We start from the raw sequence: 1570 nt of genomic DNA on the forward strand, positions 1-1570 counted from the left end.
GATGATGTTGAAAAATGTCGTGTTTTGACTTTGGACATTGGTGTTCGTCTGACGTTTTTCGGCTGTGAACGTGAACTAAGATGCCGATCTGATCGGAGCACGGTCCCGGTTGCTCGTTATGCAGTGACATGCTTGTTGTCAGGTGCGAGCCATTTCGCCATTCGTCGTAGGTTTTGTGCGGTTGCTGCGAGCAGGAACTCATCGTGTGCGCCGGTAGGCCCACGCAGTCGCAAGCGGTCGAGCTTCAGAATGCGTTTGAGGTGGGCAAAGAGCATTTCCACCTTCTTTCGCTCGCGTGAGGATCGGCTGTATTCAGGCGTCTTTGCAATCGACCTGGTTTTGTCTCGCGCAGCTTCATGGATGCTGCGAGCAATTTTGCGGAATGGTGTATTCGGACAACAGCGATCCTTCATCGAACAGCTCTCACAGTCGAGCTGGCTCGCCCGGTAGATGATCGTCTCTGCCTTCGTGATGCGTGTGCGCGGAGTTTTGAATTTGCGCCGGTCACTGCGCAGTATGTGTCCAGTTGGACAGCGGTATTCATTGGCCTGCTCATCCCATTGGAACGCGCTGCTGGAGAACGTATTGTCTTTCCGCGCGGTCTTATCCCAGACCGGAACATGTGGCGCAATGTCCTTCTGCTCAATCATCCAGGCAAGCATCGCTGCTGAGCCATATGCGGTATCGCCAGCAAGGCGGCGGGGTTTGAGATCATGTCGACGCTCAACGCGCTCAATCATCGTCCTGGTTGATTCCACTTCGTGTGAACGATTTGCGGGCGTCGCCTCGACGTCCACGATGATTCCCGCTTTCAGGTCGATCAGATAATTGGTCGAGTAGGCAAAGAATGCCGGGCTACCCCTGGCGGCTGTCCAACTCGCAGCGGGATCAGTCAGGGAAATCTTCTTTTGAGGCGTCGATCTCTCTCGCTCTTCAGGCACGTCGACGCCCGCCGGATTCGCTTCCTCCAATGAGTTGAGATATTCCCGAACGGCACGGCTTTGGCCCTCGACGCAACCCCAGTCGATGCGTTCCGTACCGGGAACACCGCGCGTAGCGCTTGCGTCGGCTCTGATGATGCTTGCGTCAATCGCAAATCCTTCTCCTTCGACTAGCCCCTCGGACATGCAGCGGCCCAGCACCGTCTCGAACACATGGCGTAGCGCATCGCTGTCGCGGAAGCGGCCGTGGCGGTTCTTCGAGAATGTCGAATGCTCGGGCACGGCGTCGTCCAGCCCCAGGCGGCAAAACCATCGATACGCAAGATTAAGATGGACCTCTTCGCACAGCCTGCGCTCAGACCGGATGCCGAAGCAATAGCCCACGATCAACATGCGGATCATGAGCTCTGGATCAATCGATGGCCGACCCATTGGGCTGTAGAACGGCGCGAGATGCTGGCGTAGATCGCGAAGGTCCAGGAAGTGATCAATACCTCTCAACAGATGTTCGCGAGGGATGTGACTATCGAGGTTGAACGAGTAGAAGAGCTTGTCCTGTCCGCTGCCCAGTTGACCCATCATGACGATGCACTCCCGCCGATCGATGTCTTCCAGGATACCCAACAACC

The 1570-nt window shown here is 56.2% G+C and carries 1 protein-coding gene; it reads right to left on the reverse strand.

Features of this window, described 5'->3' with window-relative positions:
* Positions 1-116: 116 nt before the first annotated feature.
* The gene (locus BAC01S_RS29745) at positions 117-1523 is read right to left on the reverse strand and encodes an IS1182 family transposase (RefSeq protein WP_027798015.1); all 1407 of its coding nucleotides are present in this window, start codon (positions 1521-1523) and stop codon (positions 117-119) included.
* Positions 1524-1570: the final 47 nt, after the last annotated feature.

The organism is Paraburkholderia acidipaludis NBRC 101816, assembly GCF_000684975.1.
Taxonomy (GTDB): domain Bacteria; phylum Pseudomonadota; class Gammaproteobacteria; order Burkholderiales; family Burkholderiaceae; genus Paraburkholderia; species Paraburkholderia acidipaludis.